This window comes from Brachybacterium sp. HMSC06H03 (assembly GCF_001807385.1).
GTDB lineage: Bacteria > Actinomycetota > Actinomycetes > Actinomycetales > Dermabacteraceae > Brachybacterium > Brachybacterium conglomeratum.
Genome location: NZ_KV788630.1, coordinates 1 through 7,703, shown reverse-complemented (window position 1 = coordinate 7,703; position 7,703 = coordinate 1). Strand labels below are relative to the sequence as shown.

The 7,703-nt window shown below is 71.8% G+C and carries 7 protein-coding genes; 3 read left to right on the top strand and 4 right to left on the bottom strand.

Going from position 1 to position 7,703, the window contains the following annotated elements:
• Positions 1–300: 300 nt before the first annotated feature.
• Both HMPREF3159_RS00090 and HMPREF3159_RS16880 read right to left on the bottom strand, forming a co-directional pair.
• The gene (locus HMPREF3159_RS00090) at positions 301–1,077 is read right to left on the bottom strand and encodes a hypothetical protein (RefSeq protein WP_246821375.1); all 777 of its coding nucleotides are present in this window, start codon (positions 1,075–1,077) and stop codon (positions 301–303) included.
• Positions 1,078–1,089: 12 nt separating this feature from the next.
• The gene (locus HMPREF3159_RS16880; RefSeq protein WP_210388803.1) at positions 1,090–1,245 is read right to left on the bottom strand and encodes a hypothetical protein; all 156 of its coding nucleotides are present in this window, start codon (positions 1,243–1,245) and stop codon (positions 1,090–1,092) included.
• Between the two features lie 164 nt (positions 1,246–1,409).
• Between HMPREF3159_RS16880 and HMPREF3159_RS00085 the strand changes: the two genes are divergently transcribed.
• Together HMPREF3159_RS00085 and HMPREF3159_RS00080 are read left to right on the top strand one after the other, a co-directional pair.
• The gene (locus tag HMPREF3159_RS00085; protein WP_070498994.1) at positions 1,410–2,906 is read left to right on the top strand and encodes a glutamate-cysteine ligase family protein; all 1,497 of its coding nucleotides are present in this window, start codon (positions 1,410–1,412) and stop codon (positions 2,904–2,906) included.
• 66 nt (positions 2,907–2,972) lie between these two features.
• Positions 2,973–3,962, top strand: coding sequence for a bile acid:sodium symporter family protein (locus tag HMPREF3159_RS00080; RefSeq protein ID WP_070498993.1), 990 nt, complete (start codon positions 2,973–2,975; stop codon positions 3,960–3,962).
• 21 nt (positions 3,963–3,983) lie between these two features.
• Here the strand turns inward: HMPREF3159_RS00080 and HMPREF3159_RS00075 are convergent, their stop codons facing one another.
• A complete protein-coding gene (locus tag HMPREF3159_RS00075) occupies positions 3,984–5,831 on the bottom strand; it encodes a BCCT family transporter (protein WP_371441683.1) in 1,848 nt (615 codons plus the stop codon).
• 187 nt (positions 5,832–6,018) lie between these two features.
• Here HMPREF3159_RS00075 and HMPREF3159_RS00070 point away from each other — a divergent pair, with 187 nt between their 5' ends.
• Positions 6,019–6,729, top strand: a complete 711-nt coding sequence (locus HMPREF3159_RS00070; protein WP_070498992.1) for a DUF4352 domain-containing protein — start codon at positions 6,019–6,021, stop codon at positions 6,727–6,729.
• Between the two features lie 344 nt (positions 6,730–7,073).
• Here the strand turns inward: HMPREF3159_RS00070 and HMPREF3159_RS00065 are convergent.
• Positions 7,074–7,703, bottom strand: a 630-nt coding sequence (locus tag HMPREF3159_RS00065; protein WP_070498991.1) for a hypothetical protein, incomplete at its 5' end; no start/stop codon positions are given.

Below are 7,703 nucleotides of genomic sequence, written 5' to 3'. Positions count from 1 at the left end.
GCGCGGAAGGCGTCGGCGTCCGGGCCCTGCCAGCGGGCGCCGCCGACGATCCCGTCGAGCTGCGCGGTCAGCTGCTCGAGCCGCTCGGCACCGCCGCCGACGGCGCGGCCGAGGGCGCGCAGCGCCTCGGTGTCGGCCCCCAGGAATCCCGCCATGTCGTTCCCCGCCCCCCCGCCGCTCCCCTGGTCGCCCTCACTCTAGGGACGGGGGTCGGGGGCGGGAATGGGGAGTTCTCCCCATCGTGCGCGGGGAGGCGAGGTGTTCGCCCGGCGGTCACCTGGGCGTCATCGTGCGCCCGGCTCAGCCGCCGTGGACGGCGAGCACGAGGCCGTGCTCGCGCCAGCCCAGGTGCATCTCGAGCGGGTCCCCGTCGGTCTCGACCTCCATCGGGTCCACGCGGGTGCCGGGCGCGGCGCCGCGCAGGTCGGCGAGCGCGAGCGCACCGTCCGCCTCCTCTGCGGCGGGGGCGACGAGCTCCACCTCGGGCACGTCCTCGACCATGCCGAGGATCGCGGCGAAGAGGTGGGCGTCCATGAGCTGCTCGGCGGCGTCGGTGCGCGCGGTCTCCGTGTCGTCCTCGGCGGGGCCGCGGGTGGAGAGCTCGGCGAGGGTCGCCTCGAGCGCATCGGTGAAGAGGCCCAGGTAGGTGGGCAGGTCCGGGGCGGCGAGCTGCAGGGCGAGGTCCTCTCCGATGCCGTAGACCGCACCGGGGGTCCCGTTCTCGTCGAGGGTCAGCACCACGGCGGTGTCCGGGGTCTCGTAGAGGGGGTAGTAGCTGGTCGCCTCGCCCAGCAGCGTGTACGGGCCGACGTCGGTGCGGTTCTCGACCAGCAGGGTCAGCACAGGCAGGTCGCGCAGGGTGATCCCGCCGAGCTCGTCGACGAGCTGCTCGAGGGCGGGCGGCGGATCGGCGGCGACCTCCTCCTCGGTGACGGCGAGGCCGGGCACCATGGCGACGTCCTGCTCGTGGACGGTGACGAGGGAGGCCAGGCGGTCCAGGACCGGGCGCAGCGGGGCGATCGGCAGCACCTCGGCGCCGTCGGGCCAGGGCAGGGAGGTGTTCATCGGCGTGCTCACCCGCCCAGTCTGTCACGCGCCGCCGGGCCGGATCCTGCTCTCGAGCTCGTCGATGTACAGGTCACCGGCCTGGGACTGGGCGATCAGCTCCCGCGCGGCGGGCACCGAGTCCCAGGTGTTCCATAGCAGCACGGCCGCCACCACGCCCTCGTCGAGACACTGGACCACCGTGTCGCGGTGCTCCTCGCCCCGCAGCGCGGGACCCGCTGTCCACCACGGTGAGCCCGTCCCCGGATGTGCGCCATCTCCCGCGGGGCGGATGGGCCCTGCCGCACCGCCCCCGCACGTGCTTGGATGAGCGAGCACACCCGTCAGGACCGGAGGTCACCCCCATGGGACGCGAGATCGGCAGCACCGAGTACACCCGTTCCCAGCGCACCCGCTATCGGCGGGAGCTGCGACGGAATCTCGACCTCTTCGAGAGCTTCCTGGACACGGCCGAGTTCGTGGACGAGGGGACCGTCGGCGTCGAGCTGGAGATGAACCTCGCCGACCGCGACTCGATGGCCCCGGCGCTGATCGCGGACACCCTGCTGGAGGACCTCGACGACGAGCAGTACGTCCACGAGATCGGCCGGTACAACCTCGAGGCGAACCTCCCGGTGACCCATCCGACGGGGACCGGGCTGCGCGAGCTGGAGACGGCGCTCGGCGCCGCCGTCGACCGGGCCGACGAGGCGGCGCAGGCCCGCGGGGCGCGCGTGGTGCCCGTCGGCCACCTGCCCACGATCTCCGAGGACCTCTTCGCCGACGAGGCGTGGCGCGCCCCGGGCGCCCGCTACGAGGCGCTGGAGTCCAGCGTGATGGAGGCCCGCGGCGAGGAGATCACCCTGCGGATCGAGGGCGAGGGCCGCGGCGTGGACACCACCTTCGACTCGATCGCGCCGGAGAGCGCGTGCACCTCGATGCAGCTGCACCTGCAGGTGCCGCCGGAGCAGTTCGCGGCCGCCTGGAACGCGGCGCAGGCGATCGCAGGCCCGCAGGTCGCGCTCGCCGCGAACTCCCCGTTCCTGCTGGGCAGGCGGCTGTGGCACGAGACCCGCATCCCCACCTTCGTGCAGGCCCTGGACACGCGCCCGCCCGAGTACGCGGCGCAGGGGGTGCGGCCCCGGGTGTGGTTCGGGGAGCGCTGGATCACCTCGATGTTCGACCTCTTCGAGGAGAACGTGCGGCTGTTCCCGGCGCTGATCCCCGAGTCGCGGGAGATGGCGGAGGAGCCGCTGCTGACGGAGGGCCACTCCCCCCGCCTGCACGAGCTGATGCTCCACAACGGCACGGTGTGGCGCTGGAACCGGCCGATCTACGATCCCGGCACCGACGTGCCCCACCTGCGGCTGGAGAACCGCCTGCTGCCGGCCGGCCCGACTCCCGCGGACATGGCGGCGAACGCCGCGTTCTTCTACGGGATCGTCCGCTCGCTGGTGCACGAGCGGCGGCCGCTGTGGTCGCGGATGAGCTTCGAGCAGGCTGACGAGTCCTTCCAGCAGTGCGCGCGCTGGGGCCTCGAGGCGCGGGTGCGCTGGCCGAAGGTGGGCCGGGTGCGGGTCGCGGACCTGCTCCAGGAGCACCTGATCCCGCAGGCGATGCAGGGGCTGCGCGAGCTCGGCGCCGACGCGCAGGTGATCGCCCGCTACCAGGAGATCCTCACCGAGCGCGCCCGCACGGGCCGCAACGGCGCCCGCTGGCAGATCGACACCGTCACCTCGCTCGAGCTGCGCGGCGGCTCCCGCGAGCAGGCGCTCGCGGAGATGACCCGCCTCTATCGCGCCGCCGTCGACTCGGGCGAGCCGGTGCACGCCTGGCAGGTCCCGGCGCGCCAGCGGGGCTGACGGCCGGCACGACCACCAGGCGTCCACATCTCGGACAGCCGTCTCATAGGACAGTACAGTGCTCCCATGAGCACCCAGACCCCGTCCCCCGCGCCCGCGAGCACCGCGCGCGCCTCGGAGGACCGCTCCGCGCGCATCGCGGTGACGATCTTCCCCGCCCTGATCCTCGTCGCCGCGGCGATCGGCTTCTTCGCCCCGCCCGTCGGCCAGGCCCTCGCGCCGTTCACCAGCATCTACCTGGGCGTGATCATGTTCGCGATGGGGCTCACCCTCACGCTCCCGGACTTCGCCCTCGTGGCGCGACGCCCGCTCCCGGTGCTCATCGGCGTGGTCGCCCAGTACGTGATCATGCCGCTGATCGGGCTCGGGGTCTCGCTGCTGCTGCAGCTGCCCCCCGAGCTGGCCGTCGGCGTGATCCTGGTCGGCTGCGCCCCCGGCGGCACCAGCTCGAACGTGATCTGCTATCTCGCGAAGGCGGACACCGCCCTGTCGGTGACGATGACCTCGATCTCGACCCTGCTCGCCCCGCTGTTCCCCCCGCTGCTGACCCTGTGGCTCGCCGGCTCGTACCTCCCCGTGGACGCGGGCGCGATGGCGCTGTCGATCGTGCAGATGGTGCTGATCCCGGTGATCGGCGGCCTGGTGGTGCGCCTGATCGCCGGGAGGCTCGTGGACCGGGTCCTGCCGACCCTGCCGTGGGTCTCCGTCGCCGGCATCTCGCTGGTCGTCGTCTCGGTGGTCTCGGGCTCGACCGAGGCGATCGTCTCCGCCGGCGCGATCGTGCTGCTGGCCGTGGTGCTGCACAACGGCCTCGGCTACCTGCTCGGCTACTGGGGCGCCCGCCTGCTGCGCCAGGGCGAGCGCGCCGCCCGCACCACCTCCGTCGAGGTCGGGATGCAGAACTCGGGCCTCGCCGCGACGCTCGCCGCGGTATCGTTCAGCCCCGCCGCCGCACTGCCGGCCGCGATCTTCTCGATCTGGCACAACCTCTCCGGCGCGGTGCTGGCGATGTACTACCGCCGCAGCGCCGATCGCCACCAGGTCGACCCGGCCTGATCCACGGGCGGGTCGAGCGTCTCAGCGCGACTCGTCCCGCCCGTCCTCCGGCAGCGTCGCCCGTGCGCTGCCGGTGCGGGCCGGCAGCGTCCCGGCATCGGGCGCCGTGTCGGGCTCGACCTCCTCGATGTCCTCGTAGATGTCGCTCATGACCGGCACTCCGGTGGTAAAGGTCGGCTCGACGACGTAGTCGTCGGTGTCGTACTCCTCGTCCTCCTCGCGCCGCTCGTACTCCTCGGGCGGCAGCACCTGCGCCCATTCGCGGGTGCGGATCTGCGGCAGCTCGCCGGCATCCTCCTTCAGCGCGCGCAGCAGGGCGTACATCTGGAACCAGCCCATGATGAAGAACGGCAGGCCGACGAGGATGATCGTGGACTGCAGTGCGGTCAGCCCGTCCTCGCCGGAGAACACCAGCAGCGTCGCGGTGATCAGCCCGATCGCGACGCCCCAGAAGATGCGCTGGCCAAGCGGGTTGTAGTCCTCGTGGCCGTTGGCCATCGAGTCGGTGACCAGGGCCGCGGAGTCCACGGAGGTGACGAAGAAGATCACCACCAGGATGATCGCGATCACCGAGACGAAGAACGCGGCCGGATAGTTGTCCAGGAACGCGAACAGCGCGCCGGGGATGTCCCCGTCGCCGACGACCCGGTCCACGAGCCCGCCCTCGCCGCGCAGCTCGATGTCGAAGCTCGCGTAGCCGAAGATCCCGAACCAGATCACGGAGAAACCGGCCGGCACCGCGAGCACGCCGGAGACGAACTGGCGGATGGTGCGGCCCCTGGAGATGCGGGCGATGAAGATGCCCACGAAGGGCGACCAGGTGATGGTCCAGGCCCAGTAGAAGACGGTCCAGGTGTTCTGCCAGCCGGAGTCGGCCTGGGTGTCGTTCCACAGCGCGAGCTCGGGCAGGGCGACGAGGTAGTTGCCGAAGGACTCCAGGGTCCCCTTGAGGATGAACAGGGTCGAGCCGCCGGCGACCAGCACGAACAGCAGCAGCAGCACGGCCACGACGATGTTGAGGTTGGAGAGGACCTTGATGCCCTTCTCCAGGCCGAGGGACACGGAGATCAGGGCCAGCCCGCTGACCACGCCGATGATGACGAGGTTCCAGACCGCGTTCTCCGGGACCCCGAACAGCTGGTTGAGGCCGCCGTTGATCTGCAGGGTGCCCAGACCCACCGAGACCGCGACGCCGAAGACGGTGCCGATGATCGCGATGATGTCGATGATCTTGCCGATCGGCCCGTGGATGCCCTCGCCGAGCAGCGGCTGGAAGATCGAGCTCACGCGCGGGGGCAGGTTGCGCTTGTGGATGAAGTAGGCGAAGCACAGGGCGGGCAGGGTGAAGATCGCCCAGGTGTGCAGCGTGAAGTGGTAGTAGGTGAAGTTCATGGCGTCCCGGGCGGCGGCCCAGGTGCCGGCCTCGAGGCCGAGCTCGGTGGCGCGCGGCGGGTCGCCGAAGTGGCTGACCGGCTCGGCGACGCCCCAGAACATCAGGATCGAGCCGATGCCGGCGGCGAAGAGCATCGCGAACCAGGCCGTGCCGGAGTGCTCGGGCGGCTCGTCGTCGGGGCCGAGCTTGACGCGGCCGAAGCGCCCGGCCGCGATGAAGATCAGGAACGCCAGGAACACGGTGACGCCGAGGATGTAGAACCATCCGAGGTTGGTCATCAGCCATTGCGAGGCGCTGTCGGTCGCCGCTCCCATCGGGTCGGTGAAGGCGATCGTGGCGATCACGAAGGCGAGGATGATCGCCGCCGAGCCGAAGAAGATCGCGGGGGAAGTGCGCAGTCGCAGCGCGTCGTGGAGTCTCGTCAGCACGGTGCTCGTCTCCTCGTCGGACGGCACCGTCGCGCGGGTCTCGCTCATCGGCCGTGCCGCCGCAGGGTGGGCTGGTCGTCGGAACGCTCACCAGTATGGCGGAGCCTCGGCCCTCGGGGGCGCGCTCCCGCAGGATCCTCGGCCTCAGGTCCGACGGGGAGTCCTCCCCATCGCGCCCTGCCCGACCCCGGGATAGCGTGGTCCACGACGCTCCCGGGAGAGGTGGAGGACCTTCATGAGCACCCCGTACGGCATGCCGCCGACCCCTCCGACCGGAGCACCCCCGCTCCCGCCGGCGAAGAGCCGCACCCCGCTGTACATCGCGCTTGCCTGCGGCTGCGTGCTCGTGCTGCTGCTGGTCGTCGCCGGCATCGGCGTCGGCCTCTATCTCGTCGGAAAGGACGGCGGCGAGGAGACGACGTCGCCCCCGAGCTCGATCGTGGACCCTCCCCCGAGCGAGGACCCCTCCGACGATCCCACCGACGACCCGAGCACTCCCACCTCGGACGCCCCCACCGAGATCGAGACCGACCAGCCGGTGGACAAGCCCACCGAGGGCCCCTCGGCCGATGCCACCTCTCCGAGCGACGAGATCTTCACGCTGACGGTCTCGAAGCCCGAGGAGGGGACCACCCTCGAGCTGAGCGGCGAGACGAAGACACCGGAGAACGACAAGTTCATCGGCGTAGCGGTGACGATCGAGAACAGCAGCTCGACGTCCATCGGGCTCGACACCGACCGCTTCCGCCTCTACGACGACTCCGGCGCGGAGATCAACATCCGCTACGGGGCCTTCTCGACCTCCGGCCCGGAGATCCCGGCCGGCGAGGAGGCGGAGGCGCAGCTGTACGCCGACGTCCCCGAGGACACGGTGCTCGCGGAGATCAGCTACACCGACGAGGTCGGCACCGGCGGGAGCGAGTTCCGCGTCCCCGTCGGCGGCTGAGAGCGCACCACCGTCACCGCCACGACCAGCGGCGCGCGGCGAGCATTCCTCGATCGCCTTCGACCGACTGGTCCGACTGCTGCGTCTGCTCGGGCACGCGAGCTCCTCGATCCTCGATGCGATGCAGGTCAGCGAGGACTCCGGGCCGTCCGGACCCGCGATTACCAGGGAATGAACAGCCTCGGCACAGTGCTTTTCCCGGCAGCGCGTGTTCACTGTTCTCAACGCGTCACCGGAGGACCCGCTGACTGAGGAGGAGGCGGGATCCGCTGATCCGGGACGCGGGGGAAAGGGATGGCCCCGGCTCGTGGGGACGAGCCGGGGCACTTTCCTGTGCGGGCCTCTCAGCGCCGCAGGTCGATGCCGAAGACGCGTCGGATCTGCGCGACGGCGTGCCGGGTGAAGCGGCGGTCCGAGGGGGTCGAGGCGAAGGGCAGCACGAGGCCGGGATGGTCGGGATGCGTGACGCGGCCGTGCGTCGCCCCGGGGGTGATGACGAACCCCGCCTGCTGCATGCGGCGCAGCAGCTCGCGGCGCGAGGTGGGGTGGCGCGTGCCCTGCCCGCCGCGGGTGGAGGGGCCGGCGGCGTCCTCGGCGATGTCGAGGGCGGGCTCGTACTCGTCGGGGCGCACGCTGAGCGCGTAGCGGGCGGAGAACAGGCCGATCACGGCGTTGTCCGCGCGGCGCACCTGCACCACGAGATCGCCGCGGAGGAAGTGGTCGCTGGTCCCGGCGTCGGCGGTCCAGGCGTCCTCGGGGTCGGCGACGGCCTGCACGATCCGCTCGCCGTCGGCCCCGGTCACGCCGACGGCGCGGATGTCCTCGTCGCGGATCCGCAGGGGCCGGGGCAGGGGTCGGGGATCGTCCGCGTCGAGCGTGTGCACGGCATCGCTCGGAGCGGCCGACGCGGCCCGGGGCAGCTGGACCGTCCGAGCCCGTCGGCGCGGCAGCGGGGCGGAGGGCAGGTCGGCCGG